The sequence below is a fragment of the Micromonospora sp. NPDC047740 genome, from assembly GCF_043204735.1.
In the GTDB taxonomy this organism is placed as follows: Bacteria; Actinomycetota; Actinomycetes; order Mycobacteriales; family Micromonosporaceae; genus Micromonospora.
Map to the genome: position 1 here is coordinate 134656 of NZ_JBIDCT010000011.1, position 21058 is coordinate 155713.

16 protein-coding genes are annotated in these 21058 nt (G+C 74.9%); 3 read left to right on the plus strand and 13 right to left on the minus strand.

Going from position 1 to position 21058, the window contains the following annotated elements; all coding sequences use genetic code 11:
- Positions 1–3: 3 nt before the first annotated feature.
- Entirely contained in the window at positions 4–705 is a 702-nt protein-coding gene (locus ACGF4F_RS21580; RefSeq protein WP_387281290.1) for a UdgX family uracil-DNA binding protein, read from the minus strand.
- Between the two features lie 324 nt (positions 706–1029).
- A complete protein-coding gene (locus ACGF4F_RS21585; RefSeq protein ID WP_393079566.1) occupies positions 1030–2370 on the minus strand; it encodes an aminotransferase class I/II-fold pyridoxal phosphate-dependent enzyme in 1341 nt (446 codons plus the stop codon).
- Between the two features lie 39 nt (positions 2371–2409).
- Between ACGF4F_RS21585 and ACGF4F_RS21590 the strand changes: the two genes are divergently transcribed.
- Both ACGF4F_RS21590 and leuE read left to right on the plus strand, forming a co-directional pair.
- Complete coding sequence (locus ACGF4F_RS21590) at positions 2410–3654, plus strand: bifunctional pyridoxamine 5'-phosphate oxidase family protein/GNAT family N-acetyltransferase (RefSeq protein ID WP_393079569.1); 1245 nt, start codon at positions 2410–2412, stop codon at positions 3652–3654.
- Positions 3651–4319: a leucine efflux protein LeuE gene (leuE, locus tag ACGF4F_RS21595; RefSeq protein ID WP_073832634.1), complete on the plus strand. Its 669-nt coding sequence runs from the start codon at positions 3651–3653 to the stop codon at positions 4317–4319. The genes ACGF4F_RS21590 and leuE overlap by 4 nt, the downstream gene beginning before the upstream one ends.
- A gap of 89 nt (positions 4320–4408) precedes the next feature.
- Here leuE and ACGF4F_RS21600 read toward each other — a convergent pair whose 3' ends face one another.
- The 10 genes from ACGF4F_RS21600 to ACGF4F_RS21645 form a co-directional block, all read right to left on the minus strand.
- Positions 4409–5338, minus strand: a complete 930-nt coding sequence (locus ACGF4F_RS21600; protein ID WP_393079572.1) for a sporulation protein — start codon at positions 5336–5338, stop codon at positions 4409–4411.
- 253 nt (positions 5339–5591) lie between these two features.
- Positions 5592–6656: a hemolysin family protein gene (locus tag ACGF4F_RS21605; RefSeq protein ID WP_357433469.1), complete on the minus strand. Its 1065-nt coding sequence runs from the start codon at positions 6654–6656 to the stop codon at positions 5592–5594.
- A complete protein-coding gene (locus ACGF4F_RS21610; protein ID WP_393079575.1) occupies positions 6653–8008 on the minus strand; it encodes a hemolysin family protein in 1356 nt (451 codons plus the stop codon). Before ACGF4F_RS21610 ends, ACGF4F_RS21605 begins: the two co-directional genes overlap by 4 nt.
- A 191-nt stretch (positions 8009–8199) precedes the next feature.
- Positions 8200–8529, minus strand: coding sequence for a monovalent cation/H(+) antiporter subunit G (gene mnhG / locus ACGF4F_RS21615; protein WP_073832630.1), 330 nt, complete (start codon positions 8527–8529; stop codon positions 8200–8202).
- The gene (locus tag ACGF4F_RS21620) at positions 8529–8792 is read right to left on the minus strand and encodes a monovalent cation/H+ antiporter complex subunit F (RefSeq protein ID WP_393079578.1); all 264 of its coding nucleotides are present in this window, start codon (positions 8790–8792) and stop codon (positions 8529–8531) included. The genes mnhG and ACGF4F_RS21620 overlap by 1 nt, the downstream gene beginning before the upstream one ends.
- Positions 8789–9439: a Na+/H+ antiporter subunit E gene (locus ACGF4F_RS21625; protein ID WP_393079581.1), complete on the minus strand. Its 651-nt coding sequence runs from the start codon at positions 9437–9439 to the stop codon at positions 8789–8791. The genes ACGF4F_RS21620 and ACGF4F_RS21625 overlap by 4 nt, the downstream gene beginning before the upstream one ends.
- Positions 9436–10944 (minus strand): Na+/H+ antiporter subunit D, encoded by a 1509-nt coding sequence (locus ACGF4F_RS21630; RefSeq protein WP_393079584.1) that lies wholly within the window; start codon positions 10942–10944, stop codon positions 9436–9438. The genes ACGF4F_RS21625 and ACGF4F_RS21630 overlap by 4 nt, the downstream gene beginning before the upstream one ends.
- Positions 10941–11423: a Na(+)/H(+) antiporter subunit C gene (locus ACGF4F_RS21635; RefSeq protein WP_393079587.1), complete on the minus strand. Its 483-nt coding sequence runs from the start codon at positions 11421–11423 to the stop codon at positions 10941–10943. The genes ACGF4F_RS21630 and ACGF4F_RS21635 overlap by 4 nt, the downstream gene beginning before the upstream one ends.
- A complete protein-coding gene (locus tag ACGF4F_RS21640; protein ID WP_393079590.1) occupies positions 11420–14257 on the minus strand; it encodes a Na+/H+ antiporter subunit A in 2838 nt (945 codons plus the stop codon). Before ACGF4F_RS21640 ends, ACGF4F_RS21635 begins: the two co-directional genes overlap by 4 nt.
- A gap of 282 nt (positions 14258–14539) precedes the next feature.
- Entirely contained in the window at positions 14540–14926 is a 387-nt protein-coding gene (locus tag ACGF4F_RS21645; RefSeq protein WP_393079598.1) for a hypothetical protein, read from the minus strand.
- 178 nt (positions 14927–15104) lie between these two features.
- Between ACGF4F_RS21645 and ACGF4F_RS21650 the strand changes: the two genes are divergently transcribed.
- A complete protein-coding gene (locus tag ACGF4F_RS21650; protein ID WP_393079601.1) occupies positions 15105–19778 on the plus strand; it encodes a DEAD/DEAH box helicase in 4674 nt (1557 codons plus the stop codon).
- A gap of 142 nt (positions 19779–19920) precedes the next feature.
- Here ACGF4F_RS21650 and ACGF4F_RS21655 read toward each other — a convergent pair whose 3' ends face one another.
- The gene (locus tag ACGF4F_RS21655) at positions 19921–21018 is read right to left on the minus strand and encodes a TIGR03118 family protein (protein WP_393079604.1); all 1098 of its coding nucleotides are present in this window, start codon (positions 21016–21018) and stop codon (positions 19921–19923) included.
- Positions 21019–21058: the final 40 nt, after the last annotated feature.

Genomic DNA, 21058 nt, shown 5'->3' on the forward strand with positions numbered 1-21058 from the left:
CCCTCAGGCGGCCAGGGCGCGGGCGGCCACCGTCAGGTCCGCGACCAGACCCTCGTACGCCACGTCCTGGTTGTCCGCGCGCAGCACGGCGGACGGGTGGATGGTGGCCAGCAACTGGGCCTCCGGGGCGTCGGCCACCTTGCCGGCCTGGTCCACCGGCACCCGCTTGAAGTCCTGCGGGCGCTGCGCGGCGTCCGGCCAGGGCAGCAGTTCCCCGCGCTGCTTCGTCACCCGGAACGCCGGGCCGAGCAGCGCCTTGGCGGCGGTGGCGCCGAGCACCACGACGACCTCCGGGCGGAGCCGGGCGAACTCGGCGACCAGCCAGGGCCGGCAGGCGGTGATGTGCACCCGGTCGGGCGTCTGGTGGATCCGCCGCTTCCCGCGCAACTCGAACCGGAAGTGCTTCACCGCGTTGGTCAGGTAGATGTGGCCGGGGTCGATGCCGGCGTCGTCCACGGCGCGGCGCAGCACCCGCCCGGCGGGGCCCACGAAGGGCAGGCCCTTCTGGTCCTCCATGTCGCCGGGCTGCTCGCCGACGAAGACCACCCGGGCACTCTCGTCACCCCGGCCGAAGACCGTCTGGGACGCGTTCCGGTAGAGCTCGCAGCCCTGGCAGCCGGCCGCGGCGGCGCGCAGCTGGTCGATCGTGTCCGCCTGCGGCGGGATGAACTCCTGCGCTCCGGGCGCGCTCTCGGTCTCGGCCATGCCCGACTTTATATACCGGTTTCGTCATCGACGCCGGGTGCCGGCCACATCAGTAACCACCGCCCCCGCCGCCGCCACCGCGCGAGGCCAGCGCGATCGCGATGATCACCAGGATGATCACCGCCACCGCCACCCCGATCCAGATGCCCCTCCGGGACCTGTTCGCCACCGTCACCCACCTCCCGGCCGGGCCCACTGCGTCGTCGTCACCTGCCTGCCTACTCCGCTTTACCCGTGCGCGGCCGCGCCATGCCGCCGGGTTTGTCCGGGCGTGGCCGCCGCGCCGGCGGCCCCGTCCCGGGCACCCCGCCGGGGCGGCGGGGATCAGGCGGTGAACGGGGCCGGCCCGACGGGACGCACCGATCGCGCCACCGCGTCGGCCAGGGGCGCGAGGTCGGCCTCGTCGAGCGGGCTGACCGTGATCCGGACGCCGGGGGCGGCGGCGATCCGGTTCAGCGCGCCGGGGGCGACCGACCAGCCGGCGTCGCGCAGCGCGGTGACCACCACGGTCTCGTCGGGCACGGGCACCCAGACGTTGATCCCGGTGCGCCCGTGGGCGACCAGTCCCCGGGCGGCCAGCGCGTCGACCAGCCCGTCCCGCCGCCGCTCGTAGCTCTCCCCCGCCCGCCGCACCAGGTCCGCCGTGCCAGGGTCGCGCCAGAGCGCCAGGACGAGGCGTTGCAGCACGGTGGAGACCCAGCCGGCGCCCACCCGGGCGCGGCCGGCCACCCGGGCCACGGTGGCCTCGTCGCCGGCGAGCACCGCGAGTCGCAGGTCCGGACCGTAGGGCTTGCTCACCGACCGGACAAAGGCCCACGTCGGGGTCGCCCCGGCGAGCGGGTGCAGGGGTACGCGGGCCAGCTCGGCGGCGTGGTCGTCCTCGATCAGCAGCAGGTCGGCGCGGCCGGCGAGCAGCGTACGCAGGGCCGCGGCGCGGTCGGCGGAGACGGCGGCGCCGGTCGGGTTCTGGGCGCGGCTGGTCACGATCAGCGCGCGGGCCCCGGCGGTGAGGGCGGCCCGGACGCCCGGCTCGGTGGGGCCGTCGTCGTCGACGGGCACCCCGATGGTGCGTAGCCCGAGCGCGGCGAGCAGGTCGAGCAGGTTGGCCCAGCCGGGGTCCTCGACCGCGACCGCGTCGCCGGGACGCAGGTGGGCGGCGAGCAGGCGCTCGATGCCATCCAGCGCGCCCCCGGTCACGGTGATCTCCTCGGCCGGTACGCCGTCGGCGGCGAGCCGCTCCCGGGCCGCGGCGGCCAGCTCGGGCAGGACGGCGGTGACCGCGTACCCGCCGGGCGGGCCGAGCTCGGTGGCGAGCGCGGCCAGGTGCGGGCCGAGCGGCGGCAGCAGCCGGCTGTCGGGCTGGCCGGCGGAGAGATTGCGGGCGCCGGGCAACGGGGCCGGCATCAGCGCGGCGCGGCGGGTGGCGACGGGTGGGCGGGGTCGGACCCGGGTGCCGTGCCGGCCGGCGGTGACCACCAGGCCCCGCTGGCGCAGCTCCTGGTACGCCTTGGCCACGGTGGCCGGGCTGACCGCCAGCTCGGTGGCCAGGGCGCGGACGGCCGGCAGGGTGACGCCCGGGGCGAGGCCGCCGCTGCGGATGCCGCTTTCCACGCTCGCCGAAATGGCCGCCGACGACGAGCCGACGATCTGATAATGTGCTGCCACAGTTCGAGGATTGTACTAGAACAAAGGTGGGACTGCCGCATGTACCCCCGGACCGAACGGACCACCGCCACCCGCATGCGGGACCGGATGAGCTACCACGAGACCGCCGCGCACGCCGTGCTGGACGAGGCGTACCACTGCGCCCTGGGGTTCACCGTGGACGGCGAGCCGCGCGTGCTGCCCACCCTGCACGTCCGCATCGGCGACACCCTCTACCTGCACGGCTCCACCGGGAGCCGGCCGCTGCTCGCCGCCCGGGGCGACGGGCTGCCGGTCTGCGTCGCGGTGACCCTGCTCGACGGGCTGGTCTACGCCCGGTCCCAGTTCAACCACAGCGCCAACTACCGGTCGGTGGTCGTCCACGGCACCGCCCGCCCGGTGACCGACGAGCGGGAGAAGGCCGAGGTGCTCACCGCGCTGGTGGAGAAGGTGGCGGCCGGACGCAGCACCGACAGCCGCCCGCCGAGCCGGCGCGAACTGGCCGAGACGGCCGTGCTGGCCCTGCCGCTGCGTGAGGTGTCGGTCCGCGCCCGGGCCGCCGGAGCCAACGACGACCCGGCCGACCTCGACCTGCCGTACTGGGCGGGGGTGCTGCCGCTGCGGCTCACCGCCGGCGTGCCCGAGCCCGCCGCCGGGGTGGCCGCGCCGGTTCCGGCGTACCTGCGGCCGGCCCGGTCGGCCTGGCTGGAGCCCGTCGTGCTGCGCGGCGAGCACGTGGTGCTGGAACCGCTCGATGAGTCCCACGCCGAGGAGTTGTACGCCGCCCTCGACGACCCGGAGGTCTGGCGGTACGTCGGCAGCCCCCGGCCGCGGAACGCGGCCGAGACTGCCGGCCAGATCCGCGCCGCGCTGGACGCGAACCTGCGGGGAGTCCGGACGCCCTGGGTGCAGCGGTGCGCCGCCACCGGCGCGGTCGTCGGCACCACCTCGTACTACCAGCCCGACCCGGGCCTACGGACCCTGGAGATCGGCTTCACCCAGCTCGGCCGGGCGTGGTGGCGCACCGGGATCAACACCGAGGCGAAGCTGCTGCTGCTCACCCGGGCCTTCGAGGAGCTGGACGCGATCCGGGTCACCTGGCAGACCAGCACCCTCAACGAGCGCTCGCAGCGGGCCATCGAGCGGCTCGGCGCCACCCGGGAGGGGACGCTGCGGTCCAACCGCCGCCGCGCCGACGGCACCTGGCGGGACTCCGCGCTCTACTCCATGCTCGCCACCGAGTGGCCCAACGCACAGGTCACGCTGCGGGAAAGGCTTCGCCCGGCGGCCCCGGTGGCGTCATGATGTCCGGCGTGCTGGGCATCACCGACATCTGGACGTACGTGCTGGGGACCGTGGCCATCGTGCTGCTCCCCGGGCCGAACTCGCTCTTCGTGCTCTCGACCGCCGCCAAGCGCGGGGTACGCGCCGGCTACCGGGCCGCCGGCGGGGTGTTCGTCGGCGACTCGGTGCTGATGTTCCTCTCCGCCGCCGGGGTGGCGTCGCTGCTCAAGGCGTACCCGCCGCTCTTCCTGGTGGTCAAGTACGCCGGCGCCGCGTACCTGGGTTACGTGGGGCTGACCATGCTGCGCGGCGCCTGGCGGCGCTGGCGCGACCGCAACAACCCGGCGACGCCGCGCCTGATCGACGCGGCGGAGCCGGCCGCGATGCGCAGCCCGTTCCGGAAGGCGCTGGTGATCAGCCTGCTCAACCCGAAGGCGATCCTCTTCTTCATCTCGTTCTTCATCCAGTTCGTCGACCCCGGGTACGCCTGGCCGGCGCTGTCGTTCGTGCTGCTCGGGTTGATCGCCCAGGTGACCAGCGCGCTCTACCTGACCGCGCTGATCTTCGCGGGCACCTTCCTGGCCGCCCAGTTCCGCCGTCGCCAGCGCCTGGCCGCCGGCGGCACCACCGCCGTGGCCGCCCTCTTCCTCGGCTTCAGCATCAAGCTCGCCACCGCGTCGATGTAAGGAACGGGCCCCGGTCAACGCCTGGGGTATAGCAGGGTCCCCGGTTGACGTGTGGACGCGCGGCGGCACCGGCCCGACACGGGGGCGGGTCAGGTGCCGTCGCCACCGCCGCCGCCCCCGATGCCGCCACCCCCGCCGGCGGTGCCCTGCAGGCCGAAGCCCGGCTGGACGGGCTCGTCCGGGTGGCGGCTGACGTGCGCCGACTCCCGGATCATGGCGGACCAGTCGGCGTGCGCGGCGGCTGCCGCATGCCGGTCGATCGCGTGCCGCAGCCAGCCGTCCACGGTGGCCACCCAGTCCCGCTGCCCGGCCCCGGCGTGCCAGACCCGAAACCGGCTGATGCTCTGGTGGGTGACTCCGGCCAGGGAGAGCCGCCGGTCCATCCAGAGCAGCACCTCCAACCCTGCCGAGTTGGTCACGAAGATCACCTCCAGCTCAGTGATCGGGCCGGCGTACAGCGGCGCCACCCAGTAGCCGAGCTGCTCGTAGAACGGCAGCGTCTGCTCCACGCCGGGCAGCCGGCCGTGCTGGAGCCCCGCCTGCCGCATCACGAAGCCGAGGGTGTCCAGCGCGGCGAGGACGCCCTGCTGGGCGGGGAGCGGGTGGATGAAGATCGGCACCATCGCGCCCTGATCCAGGTCCGGGTCGACCGACACCTCGGTACGCAGCCCGTGGCGCAGGCTCATCAGCGGTACCCCGCCGAACATGTTCACCGGGGTCTCCCAGGGCAGCGGGAAGGCGAAGTCGACCGCCCGCCGGCGCCCGGCCGGCACCACGAACCGGCCGGCGACCGGCACCTCGTGGTACTGCACCAACCGGCGCGGCGCGTCCGGATCCTCCGGCTCGAGCTGGGCGACCAGTCCGAGCCGGAGGTGCCGTACCGGCACGTCCTCGCCCCCGGCGGTGAGCGTCACCCGGCCGGGCAGCCGCAGGCCCGGTCGGGTGCTGGCGTTGGTCACGGTGGTGCTCACCGAGAGCCCGGTCCAGACGGACTCCGACGACAGCCCGGTCAGCCGCATGCCACCGGCATTCCCGCTCGCCGGGCGGGCACTCCTGCCCCGCGCACCGGCCCTGCCTGCCTCGCCCGCTCGGCTTCCCATGCCCGCCCGGCTTCCCATGCCCGCTCGGCTTCCCTTGCCGGCTCGGCGATGTGGCGGGGTCCGGCCGCTCCGGACACGGCCACATCGGCGATGCGGGTGCCGGGGCGGCGTGCGGACGGGCCGGCCGCCGGGCCCGAGGGACCCGACGGCCGGACGGGGTGGGGCGGGACCGTCAGCGCAGGCGGCGGCCCCGGGGCACCGGGTCGGTCTCGTCGTCGAACTCGCCGATGACCTCCTCCAGCAGGTCCTCCAGCGCCACGAAGCCGATCGGCCGGGTCGGGCCGCCACCGTTGCGGACCAACGCCAGCTGGGCCTGCCGGCCCCGCATGGCCGCCACCGCCTCGGTGACCGACGCCCCGGCGGGCAGCGTGAACGCCGGGGTCATCAGCTCACCCGCGGTCGCCGGCCGGCCCGTGGTGACCGCCCGGACCGCCTCGCGGACGTGCACGAGGCCGCACACCTCGCCACCGGCGTCGAGCACGGCCAACCGGGACCGGCCGCTGTCCCGCGAGACGTGCTCGATCCGCTCGGCGGTGTCCTCCCGGCGTACCGTGACGATCCGGTCGAACGGCTCCATCACCTGCGCCACCGTGGTGCCCTGCAGCTCCAGCATGCTGGTCAGCATCTGGTGCTGCTCGGCGCCGAGCAGCCCGTGCTCGCGGGACTGCTCCAGCAGGATGCGCAGCTCGTCCGGGCCGTGCACCTGGGCGAGCTGGTCCTGCTGGCGTACGCCGACCAGCCGCAGGATCGCGTTGGCCAGCGCGTTCAGGGCGGACAGCACCGGGCGGGACACCCGGGCGAAGGCCCGGAACGGCAGCGCCAGCAGCGTGGCCGAACGCTCCGCGTCGGTGATCGCCCACGACTTCGGGGCCATCTCGCCGACCACCAGGTGCAGGAAGGTCACCAGGGCGAGCGCGAACACCAGCGCCACCACATGGCTGGCCGCCAGCGGCAGACCCACCGCGTGCAGCAGCGGGCTGATCAGGTGCTCGATCGCGGGCTCGGCGAGGGCACCGAGGCCCAGGGTGCAGAGCGTGATGCCGAGCTGGGCGCCGGCCAGCATCAGGCTCAACTCGCGGACCCCGTCCAGCGCCGCCCGGGCCGCCCGGCCGCCGCCGGCCGCCATCTGCTCCAGGCGGTACCGCTTGGCCGCCACCAGGGCGAACTCGGCGGCCACGAAGAAGCCGTTGAGCGCCAGCAGCACCACGGAGAAGAACAGCGCAAACCCGGGCGTCATGCCACCTCCTCCCCGCGCTCGGCGACGGTCGTCCGGAGCCGGACGGAGTCGGCGACGTGCCGATCCACGGCCAGCACCTCGACCAGGGCGCGCGGTTCGACGTCGGGCAGGTCACCGTCGACGGCGAGGCTGATCTCCAGCCGGTCGCCGACCTCGGGCACCCGGCCCAGCTCCCGCATGACCAGCCCGGAGAGGGTGTCGTACTCGGGTGCCTCGGGCAGCGCGATGCCGGTGCTGTCCGCGACCTCGTCGATCCGCCAGCGGGCCGGCACCACCCACGAGCCGTCGTCCTGCCGCGCCGCGGCCCGCTCCGGCGGATCGTCCTCGTCGCGGATCGGCCCGACCAGCTCCTCGGCGATGTCCTCCAGCGTGATCACGCCGGCGAAACCGCCGTACTCGTCGACCACGCAGGCGAGCTGCCGGTGCCCGACCCGGAGCCGGTCCAGCACCGTCGGCAGCGGCAGCGTCTCCGGCACCAGCAGCGGGGGTACGGCCACCGCCTCGACCCGGGTGGTGGCCCGCTCGGCCGGCGGCACCCCCAGCACGTCGGCGATGCCGACCACGCCGACCAGGTCGTCGACGCCCTCGGCGCCTCGGACCGGGAACCGGGAATGCCCGGTGTCCAGCAGCTCGACGACCCGGCTGACCGGCTCGTCGGCCCGTACGGTGTGCACGTCGACCCGAGGAACCATGGCCTCCCCGGCGGTCAGTTCCCGGAAGTCGAGACCCCGGTCGAGCAGGTCGGACATCGCGGCGTCGAGGTGCCCCTCCTCCCGGGACTCGGCGATGATCTGTTCCAGGTCCTCCGGGGTGGCGCCGCTGGGCAGCTCCTCGATCGGCTCGATGCCGACCCGGCGGAGCAGCCGCACGGCGGCCCGGTCGAAGAGGGTGATCACCGGTCCGGCGATCTTCAGGTAGATCAGGGTGGACCGGGCCAGTGCCCGGGCCAGGGGTTCGGCACGGGCGAGGGCGAGGTTCTTCGGGGCCAGCTCACCGAGGACCATCTGCACCACGGTGGCGATGATCAGGGCCAGCGCGACCGACAGCGGCAGCGCGACCCCGGTGGAGACCCCGGCGACGCCGAGCAGGTCGGCCAGCCCGGCGCCCAGGTACGGCTCGGCGGCGTAACCGACCAGCAGGGCGGTGACGGTGATGCCGAGCTGGGCGCCGGACAGCATGAACGACAGCCGTCCGGTCACCTCCAGGGCCCGGGCGGCGGCCTGGTCGCCCCCGTCGGCGAGCTGCTTGAGCTTGCCCCGGTCCACGGCGACGTAGCCGAACTCCTGGGCCACGAAGTAACCGGTGGCGGCGGTGAGCACGATGATGAGAACGAGTCCCACGAGGATCAACACGGGACGCTCAGGGCTCCCGGGGCCGTCGGGACTGGGGATTGCCGGGCATGACCCGGCTGGCTACTGCTGCCCTCCTGGGCAGAGGAGTCGATCATGCGGCCATTTTATCGGCGCTGGCTGTGCGTCCGCTGAGGGTGCCGGGAAGCTCCTCGACGTCCGGTTCGCCGGTCCGCCAGCTCCGCGCGTCCGGTTCACCGGCCGGCCAGTTCGTCGGCGTCGAGCAGGGCGGCGTCGACCCGGCCCGACCGGTACGCCGCCCGCCCGATCATCTGCGCGGCGACCGGCGCGGTGGTCAGTTGGAAGACCGCGACCAGCCCGATCATCCCCAGGTCCGCCGGCGTACGCAGGCGCAGCGCCACCCCGACGAGCAGCAGCAGCACGCCGAGGACCTGCGGTTTGGTGGCGGCGTGCATCCGGTCCAGCACGTCCGGGAAGCGCAGCACGCCGATCCCGGCGGCGAGCCCGAGCAGCGCCCCGGCCAACAGGAAGGCCGCGCCGAACCAGTCGGCGACGGCGGCCATCAGGCGACCTCGCGGACGGCGAAGCGGACCAGGGAGACCGAACCGACGAAGCCGAGCAGCGAGAGCACCACGAGGATGGGCAGCGTGGTGGCGTGCCGGTTGACCGCCGCCTCCACGGCCACCGCGGCCAGCATGGTGGAGAGCAGCAGGTCGGCGGCGACGACCCGGTCGATCAGCGACGGTCCGCGGTAGATGCGGGCCAGGGAGAGCAGCGCGGTGACCGAGATCAGCACGGTCAGCGCGACGGCGAGAAGCGTGGTCACGGGTTGGTCCTCCGGTCGTCGGGTTCGGCGGTGAGCTGGCGTACTTCCTGCGGGGAGCCGACGGCGCGGACGATGCGCCGCTCGACGGCGAGGACCCGCTCCCGGCTGTCGGTCAGGTCCTCCGGGCTACGGACGTCGAGGACGTGCACGTAGAGGGCGCCGTGGTCACGGTCCACCTCGAGGATCAGGGTGCCCGGGACCAGGGAGATCAGCTCGGCGGTGAGCGCCAGGTTGAGGTCGGTGCGGATCCGCAGCGGCACCGCGATGATCGCGCCGCGCGGCCGGTAACCGGGGCGGACCGCGATGGCGGCGACGTGGACACTGGCGCTGACCAGCTCGCCGACGAAGGTGACCGCGAGGACCAGCAGCGCGCCGGGGCGGAGGCGGCCGCCGAAGGTGACCGGCGGGAGCGGGAAGAACAGCAGCACGGCCCCGCCGACGAGGATCCCGCCAAGCAGGTTTCCCCAGGACAGGTCCCCCCAGAGCAGCAGCCAGATCGCCACCAGCCAGCCGAGTGTGACGGCCTGGTCGCGGCGCCGAACGCCGCGCCCGATGGCGGGCGCCGCCGGGCCGTTGTCGGCCGGCGGCGGTCCGTCCGCCGCGCGCCCGTCGTCGGCCGGCGGGCCCGGAGGCGGGGCGCCGGTCACCGGACGCCCGCCGGCAGCACGGCCCGGACGTACGGGGTGCGTTGCCGCAGGTCGCCGGCGGCGTCCGCGGTGACCCGGAACAGCGGCCCGGCGGCCAGGGTCAGCGCCACGCCGAGCGCCACCAGGGCGGCGGTCGCGCCGACCATCAGCGCGGGCAGCCGGACGGCCGGGGTGGCGGTGGCCAGCCGGGGCGTCCGCCAGAACGCGATGTTCCACACCCGGGAGGCGGCGTAGAGGGTGAGCAGGCTGGTCACCGTTCCCGCGGCGACCAGCACCCCGGGCAGCACCCCGCCGGCCGCCACCCCGGCCTGGAGCAGGCCGAGCTTGCCGAGGAAGCCGGAGAACGGCGGGATGCCGGCCAGGTTCATCGCCGGGACGAAGAAGAGCACGGCGAGCAGCGGGGCGATCCGGGCCAGCCCGCCCAGCCGGCGCAGGTCGGTGCTGCCGGCCCGCTCCTCGACCAGGCCGGCGACCAGGAAGAGGGTGGTCTGGATGGTGATGTGGTGCACCACGTAGAAGATCGCTCCGGAGAGCCCGGCGACGGTGCTCAGCGCCACCCCGTAGATCATGTAGCCGATGTGGCTGACCAGGGTGAAGGAGAAGATCCGCTTCAGGTCGGACTGGGCGACCGCGCCGAGGACGCCGACCACCATGGTCAGCCCCGCGACGACCATGAGCAGGCCGGAGACCTGACCGCCGGGGAAGAGCAGGGTCTCGGTGCGGATGATCGCGTAGACGCCCACCTTGGTGAGCAGGCCGGCGAAGACCGCGGTGACCGGGGCCGGCGCCGTCGGGTAGCTGTCCGGCAGCCAGGCCGAGACCGGGAAGACCGCCGCCTTGATGGCGAACGCGAGCAGCAGCATGAGCTGCAACACCAGGCGTACGCCGGCCGGCAGGTCGTCCAGCCGGCCGGCGAGCTGGGCCATGTTGAGGGTGCCGGTGGCCGCGTACACCAGTCCCACCGCGGCCAGGAAGATCATCGAGGAGAGGACGCTGACCACCACGTACGTCGCGCCGGTCCGGATCCGGATCTCGGTGCCACCGAGGGTGATCAGCACGAAGCTGGCAGCCAGCAGGATCTCGAAGCCGACGAAGAGGTTGAACAGGTCCCCGGCGAGGAACGCGTTGGTCACGCCGGCGGTGAGCACCAGGTAGGTCGGGTGGTAGATGTTCACCGGCGCCGCCTCCGTGGTCTCCCCGCGCCCCTGGCCGATCGAGTAGAGCAGCACGCAGAGGGTCACCGCCGAGGAGACCACCAGCATCAGCGCGGCCAACTGGTCGGCGACCAGCACGATGCCGACCGGCGGGGGCCAGCCGCCCACCCGGACCACCACCGGCCCGTGCCGGTACGCCTCGACGAGCAGCACCACCGCGACCGCCAGGGTGGTGACGAGGCCGAGCACACTGACCGTCCGCTGCCAGCGGGGCCGGTTGGCCAGGATCAGGGTGAGCGCGGCACCGAGCAGCGGCACCACCACCGGCAGCGGGACCAGGGCCGGGGTCATGGTTGTTCCTCCCGGCGGCGCAGCCGGCGCAGCGCCGGCCCCGGGTCCACCTGCTCCGGGTCGTTGTTCGGCCCTTCGCCGCCGAGATCCGCGGTGGACACCTCGTTGCGTTCGGCGAGTCGGACGATCTGCCGGTCCTCCAGGTCGTCCTGCACCTCGTCGTCGCCGCTGAGGTACCAGCTCCGGTAGGCGACCGCGAGCAGGAACGCGGTCAGCCCGAACGTGATCACCACGGCGGTGAGCACCATGGCCTGCGCCAGGGCGTCGCTCATCTGCCCGGTCGGCCCGGTGCCGGACAGGGGCGGGCCGCCGGACCGGCCACCGAGCAGGATCAGCAGGTTCACCCCGTTGCCGACCAGGATGACGCCGAGCAGGATCCGGGTCAGGCTCCGCTCCAGCAGCAGCGTGACGCCGGCCGCCACGAGCGCCCCGACGGCGATCACCAGGACCAGCGTGGGCCCCACCCCGGCATTCGTCATGGCCGGTCTCCCTCCCGCTGGACCACTAGCCCCGGGGCGGACTCGCCGGCCGCCTCGATGTGCCGGTCCACCTCGGCGCCGAGGCTGCGCAGGATGTCCAGCACCAGGCCGACCACGATCAGGTAGACGCCGATGTCGAAGAAGAGCGACGTGACCAGGTGGAGGTGGCCGACCACGGGGACCCAGAGGTCCACCTTGACGCTGTGCAGCACGGCGCCGGTGACCAGCAGCGAGAGCACGCCGCCGCCGACCGCGACGGCCAGCCCGGCGCCGAGCACGGTGCCGGCCCCCACCGGGGCGGCCTCGGCCAGCTCGTACCGGCCGCCGGCCAGGTAACGGAGGGCCAGCGCGAGGCTGGCGACCAGCCCGCCGGCGAAGCCGCCGCCAGGGGCGTTGTGCCCGGAGAAGAGCAGGAACAGGGAGAACAGCACCACGGTGTGGAAGATCAGCCGGGTGACCACCTCGAAGACGATCGAGCGGCGGCGCTCGTGCAGGGTGGTCCCGCCGCGCAGCCAGACGGCGCGCCGGTCCTCCCGACGGGGTGCGGACGGGCGGGGGCGGCGCGGTCGGGGTCCGGTGCGGGACCGCTCGAAGATCAGGCTGGCCACCCCGGTCGCGGTCACCACCAGCACCGAGATCTCGCCCATGGTGTCCCAGGCCCGGATGTCCACCAGGGTCACGTCGACCACGTTGCGGCCGTGGCCCTCGGTGACCGCCAGGTGCGGGTAGGCCAGCGAGATCGACGGCGCTCGCCGGGCGCCGGCCGCGGCGAGGGCGAGGCCGGCCATCACCAGCCCGGCGGCCAGCCCGATGCCGCGGCGTACCCAGCGGCTGCGGCGCAGCGGGCGGGCCGAGAAGTGGGGCGGCAGGCGCCGCAGGACCAGCACGAAGACCGCGATGGTGGCGGTCTCCACCAGGAACTGGGTGAGCGCCAGGTCGGGCGCGCCGTAGAGGACGAACATCATCGCCGTGCCGTAGCCGGTGACGCCGACCAGCAGCATCGCGGTGAGCCGGCGCCGCGCGCCGAGCGCGAGCACCGCCGCCACCGCGATCACCGCGCAGACCACGAGCTGGGCCGGGCTGGCCCAGCCGGCGATGTCGTTCCGCCAGGGCCGGGTGACCAGCATCGCCGTGCCGGGCACCAGCACCAGGGCGAGCAGCACGGTGCCGAGGTACTGCGGCAGGGAGCCGCGCTGGGTGACGCTGGTGACCTCGATGGCGATCCGGTCGAACCGGTGGGTGATCCACTCGTACCCCTGGTTGCCGCCGACCGGGAAGCGCAGCCGCCGCAGCGCGGGCGCCAGCCGGCCGCGGACCAGGTGCAGCACCACGCCGCCGCCGATGGCGGCGGCGGAGAGGCCCAGCGCGACGGTCGGTCCGTGCCAGAGCGCCAGGTGCTCCCCCACCGGGCCGAAGAGCGCCGCGTACGGATGGAGCAGGCCACCGATCCAGCCGGCCGCCGGACCGGCGGCGAGCCCGGCCACGGCGAGCAGGGCCGGCGGTACGAGCATCGCGGCCGGGGGCCGCTCCAGTTCGGTGTCGGGCACGCCGGGCCGGGTGGCGAAGGCCCCCCACAGGAAGCGGATGCTGTAGGCGACGGTCAGCGCGATGCCCGCGACCAGCACGCCGAGCACCAGCGGCCGGTCGGTGAACGCGGCGAGGACGGCCTCCTTGGCGACGAAGCCGAGCAGCGGCGGCACGCCGGCCATCGAGGCGGCGGCCAGCCCGGCGATCCCGGCGAGCAGCGGCGCGCTCCGCCCCACCCCCGACAGTTCGCGCAGGTCCCGGCCGCCGGCGCTGTGGTCGAGGATGCCCACGACGAGGAACAGCCCCGCCTTGAACAGCGCGTGCGCCAGCAGCATCGCGGCGCCGGCCAGCGCCGCCTCGGGGGTACCCGCGCCCAGCACCACGGTGAGCAGGCCGAGCTGGCTGACCGTCCCGTACGCCAGCAGCAGCTTGAGGTCGTCCTGCCGCAACGCCGCCCAGCCCCCGGCGACCAGGGTGATCAGCCCGGCGACCACGGTGACCGGCCGCCACGGACCGGCCGGGGCGAGCGCCGGGCCGAGCAACCCGATCAGGAACACCCCGGCCTTCACCATCGCCGCCGCGTGCAGGTAGGCGCTGACCGGCGTGGGTGCCGCCATCGCCACCGGCAGCCAGGAGCTGAACGGGAACACGGCGGCCTTGGCGAGCGCCCCGGCGAGGACGAGCAGCACGGCCGTGACCAGGTACCCCCCGCCGGGCAGCGGCACGGACGTGATCAGTGACCAGCGGTAGCCGCCGGCGTGCCGGCCGAGCAGCAGGAAGCCGACCAGCATGGCCAGCCCGCCCAGCGTGGTGACGATCAGCGCCTGGGCGGCCGCCAGGCGGCTGGACCGCCGCTCGGTGCTGTGCCCGATCAGCAGGTAGGAGAAGACCGTGGTGAGTTCCCAGAAGACGTAGAGCAGCAACAGGTCGTCGGAGACCACCAGGCCGACCATCGCTCCGGCGAAGGCGACCATGGCGGCCGCGAACCGGGCCAGGCCCGCCGAGCCGGCGTGGAAGTAGCGGGCGGAGTAGACCAGCACCAGTGCGCCGACGCCGCCGACCAGCAGCAGCATGAGCCAGGACAGGGTGGTGACCCGCAGCGCCACGTCGAGCTGGAGCTGCGCGATCCACGGGTACGTCTCGACCACCGCGCCGCCGTGGCGTACCGCCCCGGTGTGCGCGACGGCCCAGCCGAAGGCGGCGGCCGGGGCAAGGGCGAGGGCGTAGCACGCGCGAGGGCCCCACCACCGGACCAGCAGCGGCGCGAGCAGGGCCGCCGCCAGGTGCAGGATCAGCAGGACGAGCACGCGGACTCCCGGTCGAGTAACAGCGCACGCCGGCACGCTGCGGCCACGACCGATCAGACGTCACACCGGCCCCCACTCGGGCGGTTTTCCGAAAACCCACCCACCCCCAACCAGCCCACCCGCCCCGCCCCCCGTCTGGTTGATCAAGAGGTTTGCGTCCGGATCCGGGGGCGGGGCGACGCAAACTTCTTGATCGGCGGTCGCCCCCGTGCGGGCGCTGCTCGCCGCCGGCTGAGCTCCGCCGTTGGGTGGGCCGGGGGGTGGGCGGGGTGGACGGGGTGGTCAGCGGAGGGCGGGGTCGCCGGCGGGAACCGCCGGCGACCGGGCGGGGCGGTCCCGGCGGGTCTCCACCAGCAGGTCCGGGCGGCCGAGCTGGCGGACCGCCTTGTTGACCACCCGCTGCGCGGCGGCCAGGGAGCGCACCGGCAGCAGCTTGCCGCGGCTCTCCCGGCGAAGGACGAAATAGTGCACGGCGGCGCGGACCAGGGCCCGGTCGGCGGCGCTGGAGTGGGCGGTGGCGACGACCAGCTCGCGCAGGCACCGGGCGAGCTCCTCGGCGAGCTCCAACTCGGGGCCGTGCAGCCCGGTGCGGAGCGCGGCGAGGTGGCCGTCGACCTTGCGGATCAGCACATCGGTCCCGGGCCCGGAGTCTCGCTCCTCGACGGTCATCCAAGCCCTCCACCCCACGCTGCGTTGCGAGTGAAGTTACTTTATGTTGCGCGGCGCGAGCAAGCAGTTAAGTAAGACTTAACGCATGCAACGCCGCATCCGCCGCGTAAGCGGCTGAGCCGGACAGAACAGCGCTCGCTGCGGGCCGAATGTCACATCGGCGAGGCAGGATGGGAGCGTGGCGGATGAGGTGACCGGCGGGGACGCGGCGGTGCTGGCGGATTTCGGCGCGGCGACCCGGGAGTGGTTCACCGCCGCCTTCGCGCGACCCACCGCCGCCCAGGCCGGCGCCTGGCGGTCGGTCGCGGCCGGGCGCAACGCCCTGGTCGTCGCCCCGACCGGCTCCGGCAAGACCCTGGCCGCGTTCCTCTGGTCACTGGACCGGCTGGCCAAGGAACCGCTGCCGGCCGAGCCCCGGCAGCGCTGCCGGGTGCTCTACGTCAGCCCGCTCAAGGCGCTCGCGGTCGACGTGGAACGCAACCTGCGCGCCCCGCTGGCCGGCATCCGGCAGGCCGCCACCCGGCTCGGTCTCACCCCGCCGGAGATCACCGTCGGCATGCGCACCGGCGACACGCCGGCCGACGAGCGCCGGTCCTTCGCGCGTACCCCGCCGGACATCCTGATCACCACGCCGGAGTCGCTGTTCCTGCTGCTCACCTCCGCCGCCCGGGACTCGCTGCGCGGCGTACGGACGGTCATCGTCGACGAGGTGCACGCGGTCGCCGGCACCAAGCGCGGCGCCCACCTGGCGCTCTCCCTGGAACGCCTCGACGCGCTGCTGGAGGCGCCGGCACAGCGGATCGGCCTGTCCGCCACCGTCCGGCCGGTCGACGGCTGCGCCCACTTCCTCGGCGGGGCCCGCCCGGTCGACGTGGTGCAGCCGGCCAGCAGCAAGACCATCGAGGTCAGCGTGCAGGTGCCGGTGGAGGACCTGACCCGCCTCGACGAGCAGGAGCCGCCGGAGGACGATCTCGGCGGCCCCGGCCCGCGCCGGCCGTCGATCTGGCCGGCCGTCGAGGAACGCGTCTTCTCGTTGGTCCGGTCGCACCGGTCGACCATCGTCTTCACCAACTCCCGGCGCAGCGCCGAACGGCTCTGCGCCCGGCTCAACGAGCTGGCCGCCGAGGAACTGGAGGCGGCAAGCGCCCCGGGCGGCGGCCACGTGGCGCAGGGCGGCCGGCCGGTGGGCGTACCCGATCGGCCGGGGTGGGACGACGGCCCGGCGGCCGCCGACGGCGGTCCGCGCCGCGGGCCGCTGCGCGCGCCCCGGCAGCCGGCCGAGGTGATGGCGCAGTCGGGGGCGGCGGCGGGCGCACCACCGGTGATCGCCCGGGCCCACCACGGCAGCGTCTCCCGCGAGGAGCGCAAGCAGATCGAGGAGGCGCTCAAGTCCGGGCAGCTCCCCGCCGTGGTCGCCACCTCCAGCCTGGAGCTCGGCATCGACATGGGCGCGGTCGATCTGGTGGTGCAGATCGAGGCCCCGCCGAGCGTCGCCGCCGGCCTGCAACGGGTCGGCCGGGCCGGGCACCAGGTGGGCGCGGTCTCCCGGGGCGTGGTCTTCCCGAAGCACCGCGGCGACCTGCTCTCCTGCACCGTGGTCGCCGAGCGGATGGCCGAGGGCGCGATCGAGGAACTGCACTACCCGCGCAACCCACTGGACGTGCTGGCCCAGCAGATCGTGGCGATGGTGGCCCTGGAGCCCTGGCTGCTCGGCGACCTGGCCGTGCTGGTCCGCCGGGCGGCCCCCTTCGCCGAGCTGCCCGACTCGGCGCTGCACGCCGTGCTCGACATGCTCTCCGGGCGCTACCCGTCGACCGCCTTCGCCGAGCTGCGGCCCCGGCTGGTCTGGGACCGGGCCACCGACGTGCTCACCGGCCGGCCCGGCGCCCAGCGGCTCGCGGTGACCAGCGGCGGCACCATCCCCGACCGGGGACTGTTCGGGGTCTTCCTGGCCGGCGCCGAACGGGCCGCCCGGGTCGGCGAGCTGGACGAGGAGATGGTCTACGAGTCCCGGGTCGGCGACGTCTTCCTGCTCGGCTCGTCGTCCTGGCGGATCGAGGAGATCACCCCCGACCGGGTGCTGGTCTCCCCCGCCCCCGGGCAGGCCGCCCGGATGCCGTTCTGGAAGGGCGACCAGCTCGGCCGCCCGGTCGAGCTGGGCCGGGCGATCGGCGCCCGGATCCGGGCGCTGCTGCGGCAGAGCGACTCCGACGCCGTCGCCGCGCTACGCGCGGGCGGGCTGGACGATTGGGCCGCCGGCAACCTGATGGCGTACCTGCGGGAGCAGAAGGGGGCCACCCGGGCGCTGCCCGACGACCGGACGGTGGTGGTCGAGCGGTTCCGCGACGAGCTGGGCGACTGGCGGCTGGCCGTGCACTCGGTGCTCGGCGCCCGGGTCAACGGCCCCTGGGCGCTCGCCATCGGCCGCCGGCTCGCCGAGCGGTACGGGGTGGACGCCCAGGTGATGCCCGCCGACGACGGCATCGTGGTGCGGCTGCCGGACACCGCCGACGAGCCACCCGGCGCCGACGTGGTGGTCTTCGAGCCCGACGAGATCGCCCAGCTCGTCGAGGAGTCCGTCGGCACCTCGGCGCTCTTCGCCGCGCGCTTCCGCGAGTGCGCGGCCCGGTCGCTGCTGCTGCCCCGCCGCGACCCGCGCCGCCGGCAGCCGCTCTGGCAGCAGCGCCAGCGGGCCGCCCAGCTGCTCGACGTCGCCCGGGAGTACGCCGACTTCCCGGTCACCCTGGAGGCCGCCCGGGAGTGCCTGCAGGACGTCTTCGACCAGCCGGCGCTCGCCGAGCTGATGCGCGACCTGGCGGCCCGCAAGGTACGCCTGGTCGAGGTGGCGTCCGAGCGCCCGTCCCCGTTCGCCCGCTCGCTGCTCTTCGGGTACGTCGGCGCGTTCCTCTACGAGGGCGACGCGCCGCTCGCCGAGCGCCGGGCCGCCGCCCTCGCCCTCGACTCCGGGCTCCTCGGCGAGCTGCTCGGCCGGGTCGACCTGCGGGAGCTGCTCGACCCGGCGGTGCTCGCCGAGACCGAGCGGCAGCTGCGCTGGCGCACCGAGCAACGCCGCCCCCGCGACGCCGAGGACGTGGTGGAGCTGCTCCGGGTGGTCGGCGACCTGAGCGACGCCGAGCTGGCCGAGCGGGGCGTACCCGCCGGTTGGCTGGACGAGCTGGCGGCGGCCCGGCGGGTGCTGCGGGTCCGGATCGCCGGCGAGGAACGCTGGGTGGGCGTGGAGGACGCGGCCCGGCTGCGGGACGCGCTCGGCGTCGCACTGCCGGTCGGGGTGGCCGAGGCATACCTCGCGCCGGTGGCCGACCCGCTCGGTGACCTGGTCGCCCGGTACGCGAAGACCCACGGCCCGTTCGCGGCGGCCACCTGCGCCGCCCGGTTCGGGCTCGGGGTGTTCGTGGTCGAGCAGGCGCTGCGCCGGCTCGCCGCCACCGGGCGGGTGGTCGCCGGCGAGTTCGCCCCGGACAGCGTCGGCAGCCAGTGGTGCGACGCCGAGGTGCTGCGGCTGCTGCGCCGGCGGTCCCTCGCGGCGCTGCGGCGGGAGATCGAGCCGGTGCCGCCGCGCGCCCTCGCCGCGTTCCTGCCCCGCTGGCAGCAGGTCGGTTCGTCGGCGCGGGGCGTGGAGGCGGTCGCCGCCACCGTGGAGCAGCTGCAGGGCGCCGCGGTGCCGGCGTCGGCGCTGGAACGGCTGGTGCTGCCCGCCCGGGTCGCCGACTACTCCCCCGCCCAGCTCGACGAGCTCTGTGCCAGTGGGGAGGTGGTGTGGGCCGGGTCCGGGGCGATCTCCGGCGGCGACGGCTGGATCACCCTGGCGTACGCGGACGCCGCGCCGCTGCTGCTCCCGCCGCCGGACGAGGCGCTGACCCGCACCCCGCTGCACGAGGCGGTGCTGGGCGCGCTCGCCGACGGGCAGGCGCTCTTCTTCCGTTCCCTGTCCGACCGGATCGGCTCGACCGACGACGCCGCGCTGGCGGCGGCGATCTGGGATCTGGTCTGGGCCGGGCACCTCACCAACGACACGCTCGCCCCGCTGCGGGCGGTGCTCGGCGGGGGCGGCGCGCACCGGTCCCGGCCGTCCGCGCCGCGCACCCGCTACCGCCGGCCGGGCCGGGTGGCGCTGCCCAGCCGCGGCGGCCCGCCCACCGTCGCCGGCCGCTGGTCCCGGCTGCCCGATCGCGACCTCGACCCGACCCGCCGGGCCGCCGCCCTCGCCGACCTGCTGCTGGAACGGCACGGCGTGGTCACCCGGGGCGCGGTCATGGCCGAGCAGGTCACCGGCGGCTTCGCCGCGGTCTACCCGGTGCTGTCCGCGTTGGAGGAACGCGGCGCCGCGCGCCGGGGCTACTTCGTGGAAGGGCTGGGCGCGGCCCAGTTCGCGGTGCCCGGGGCGGTGGACCGGATCCGCGCCCTGGCCGACCCGGCCGACGGCGCTCGTGGCCCGGGCGGGCCGACCCTGGTGCTCGCCGCCACCGACCCGGCCAACCCGTACGGCGCGGCGCTGCCGTGGCCGGAACGGGTGGTCGACTCCGGCGACGGCACGACGCCGGCCACCGGGCACCGGGCCGGACGCAAGGCCGGCGCGCTGGTCGTGCTGGTCGGCGGGGAGCCGGTGCTCTACGTGGAGCGGGGCGGGCGGACCCTGCTGTCGTTCACCGATGACGTCGACCTGCTCGCCGCGGCGGGCAAGGCGCTCGCCGACGCGGTGCACTCCGGCGCCCTCGGCGCCATCTCGGTAGAGCGCGCCGACGGCGAGGCGGTGCACTCCTCGCCGCTGCGCGACGCGCTGACCGCCGCCGGCTTCCGAGCCACTCCGCGCGGCCTGCGCCTGCGCGGCTGACCCTCGCGCCTCCCGCCGAAGCACGACCGGCGTCCGACGTCCAGCGTCCGACGGCCGGCGGCCGGCGGCGAGCCGCACGGGCGCGCGAACGGCGCCGCGCCCCCGGGGTGGTCCCGGGGGCGCGGCAGCGGACAGCCGGCCGTCAGTTCGCCCGGATCAGCTGACCCACCAGGCCGTGCTGCTCGTCGTCCGGCCCCGAGCTGAACCAGAGGGTTCCCTCGCCGCCGGTCTGCTCGGTCCCCGGCAGCAGCGCCCAGAGACCGTCGATCGTGATGACGTCGCCGTCGTCGTCCCGCAGCAGGCCCTCGAACTCGTTCCCGTCGAACACGTTGATCTTGCCGTCGCCGAAGTTGCCCACCAGCAGGTCACCGGCGAACCGGCCGAAGCTCTTCGGCGCGATGGCCATGCCCCACGGCGCGTTGAGCGTCCCCCTGCTGGCGACCCGGCACACGCGGCGACCGAAGTCGGTGAAGAGGTCCACGAAGCCGAGCCCCTCACCGGGCACGTCGTCGTGGGCCGCCGCGTCCTGCTTGGCGTAGCTGACGTAGACCGCCTCCCCGACCGCGAACACGTTGAACGGCGCGAAGCCCTCCGGCAGGTCCCGGTCCTGGAACCGGCGGTCCGAAAGGTCGACCTTGTCGAAGTCCTCGTCGAACACGTCGATCCGCGCGTTGTGGAAGTCGGCGGCGAGCAGGAAGTTGCCGGAGTCGGTATGCAGCAGGGTCGCTCCCTTGTAGACCGCACCCTCCTCCCCGTGCGCGACGACGACTCCATTGGCGCCCGCCTTCTGGTTCCACGCGATGACGTCGCCGCTCTCGGTGACGAAGATGAACCTGGCGGGCGCGTTGCCACCCCCGTCCGGCACCGCGAAGCCGTCCGTGTCGTTGAACACCGCGCCGGTCGGCCCACCGGGCACGCTGGCCGTGATGTTGACCTTGTTGACGGGCGCGCCGTCCACCCCGCCGCTGTAGACGGTGGCCGTGTCGGTGCCGTTGTTGGCGACCCACAACGGCGTGTCCGGCCCCAGGGCCAGGCCCCAGGTGTTGACCGCGTTCGGATCCACCAGCGGTGGTCTTCGGGAATCCTGCTTCAACGCCTGGTCCGAGACCTGGTTGATCACGTCGAACTCGGGCGTCCGGTGCCTCTCATGGCCGCCGTCGTGGGCCCACGCCGGGCTGCCGACGGCGGTGGCCGCGGCCACCGCCCCGGCGGTCACCAGCCGCGCCATCCTCGTCGCCATGCTGCTCCTCTCGATCGAGTGACAGGGACCAGCGTCCGCG

Coding starts and splice junctions, on each gene's coding strand:
- ACGF4F_RS21580 (WP_387281290.1), bottom strand. CDS start 705: ATGGCCGAGACCGAGAGCGCGCCCGGAGCGCAGGAGTTCATCCCGCCG.
- ACGF4F_RS21590 (WP_393079569.1), top strand. CDS start 2,410: ATGTACCCCCGGACCGAACGGACCACCGCCACCCGCATGCGGGACCGG.
- leuE (WP_073832634.1), top strand. CDS start 3,651: ATGATGTCCGGCGTGCTGGGCATCACCGACATCTGGACGTACGTGCTG.
- ACGF4F_RS21600 (WP_393079572.1), bottom strand. CDS start 5,338: ATGCGGCTGACCGGGCTGTCGTCGGAGTCCGTCTGGACCGGGCTCTCG.
- ACGF4F_RS21605 (WP_357433469.1), bottom strand. CDS start 6,656: ATGACGCCCGGGTTTGCGCTGTTCTTCTCCGTGGTGCTGCTGGCGCTC.
- mnhG (WP_073832630.1), bottom strand. CDS start 8,529: ATGGCCGCCGTCGCCGACTGGTTCGGCGCGGCCTTCCTGTTGGCCGGG.
- ACGF4F_RS21630 (WP_393079584.1), bottom strand. CDS start 10,944: ATGACCCCGGCCCTGGTCCCGCTGCCGGTGGTGGTGCCGCTGCTCGGT.
- ACGF4F_RS21635 (WP_393079587.1), bottom strand. CDS start 11,423: ATGACGAATGCCGGGGTGGGGCCCACGCTGGTCCTGGTGATCGCCGTC.
- ACGF4F_RS21645 (WP_393079598.1), bottom strand. CDS start 14,926: ATGACCGTCGAGGAGCGAGACTCCGGGCCCGGGACCGATGTGCTGATC.
- ACGF4F_RS21655 (WP_393079604.1), bottom strand. CDS start 21,018: ATGGCGACGAGGATGGCGCGGCTGGTGACCGCCGGGGCGGTGGCCGCG.